At 68.4% G+C, this 1,358-nt stretch carries 1 protein-coding gene; it reads right to left on the bottom strand.

From position 1 onward, the window contains the following. Positions 1-72 precede the first annotated feature (72 nt). A complete protein-coding gene (locus ACFWWR_RS48575; RefSeq protein WP_384310788.1) occupies positions 73-1,308 on the bottom strand; it encodes an IS701 family transposase in 1,236 nt (411 codons plus the stop codon). Positions 1,309-1,358: the final 50 nt, after the last annotated feature.

The following is a 1,358-nucleotide window of genomic DNA, read 5'->3' as shown; positions in this document are numbered from 1 at the left end:
GCGAATGACATCGGCGTTGGTAGTGACAGTGCCGGGCTATGGCCTGACGCCTTCGCCGCCATCGCGACCATCTCAGCGCATGGATGCGAAGTGGCGGGCGGGGCCGGTGTGCGGGGCCAGTTGCCAAGAGCCGGCGGACTTCTGCCACGGTGAGCGGAACCAGGGTGGAACCGTTTCTGCATCCCCCTTTGCCGCCGCCTGTGCCGCCGTGGCCGCGAGAAAGGCATGCGCGAGCATGGCCAGGGTGATGTGCCTCATCCAGCCGACGTAGCGGCGGACTTCGTACTGGTCCAGGCCGCACTCGTTCTTCGCGGCCTGGAAGCATTCCTCGATCGCCCACCGCAGCCCGGCAACACGCACGAGCCGGTCGATGCCGGTGCCCACCGGCGCGTATGCGAGGTAGTAGGCGATCTGATCGGGTCGGCTGATACTACGCCGGGCCAGCGCCCAGCGGTGATGGCTGGGCCGCTCACCGTCGAAGTCCTCGATCACCGGGAGCTGGATGGCCGCCCAGTCATAGACGCGCGGGCCCTTGGCGCCGTCGCCGCACGAACGTTGCTCCCATGCCTCATCCGGCGCCTGGCCGAAGAGATGGTCGATCCGGCCGAAGCGGGGCACCGACTGGGACTTCGGGACGGCGAGCACGTAGCCGACTGCGGCTTCTTCCAGCATCCGGCGAAAGCGCCACTCCTGGCCGTAGGCGGCATCCGCGGTCACCCAGGCGATCGGCAGCGGGGAGGCAAGTGCACGCAGCACCATGGCCCTGGCCAGTTCTGGTTTGGTGGCGAAGCCCCTCTCATCAGGAATCTTGGCGGCGCGGCAGCGTTCGCGGTCGTCCGTCCAGGACTTGGGCAGATACAGCTCGCGGTCCACCAGGGCGCGTGCGCGGGTGGTGGCGTAGGCGGCGAAGACGCCGATCTGACAGTTCTCGGTGCGGCCGGCGGTGCCGGAATACTGGCGCTGCACCCCCGCGGAGGTGGTGCCCTTCTTGACGAAGCCGGTGTCATCGAGGATGAGGACCCCGTCGGCCTCGCCGAGCTTGTCGGCGACGTATGTCTGCAGGTCGTCGCGGACGTCGTCGGCGTTCCAGGTGGCTCCGTTCAGCAGCCGTTGCAGGCCGTCGGGGGTGCGGTGGCCTGCGTGTTCGGCCAGTTGCCAGCCGTTTTTACGGCCGACCGGGCCGAGCAGGGCGCGGACGTAGTCACGCATGCGGCGTCGCAGGTCGGCGCGGCCGAAACGGTGGCCGATCCGCAAGAAGAGCTCGTCGAGTTCACGGTCCCAGGTCGCGTCGGCAAGGTCGTCGATCACGCGGGGAGGCTGCCCTCTTCACCGCGCAGACAGTTCTCGATGCCACTCGT

The sequence above is a fragment of the Streptomyces sp. NPDC058678 genome (assembly GCF_042714835.1).
In the GTDB taxonomy this organism is placed as follows: domain Bacteria; phylum Actinomycetota; class Actinomycetes; order Streptomycetales; family Streptomycetaceae; genus Streptomyces.
Note: the sequence above shows the minus strand (reverse complement) of the source record. Positions and strands in the feature narration are given on the sequence as shown.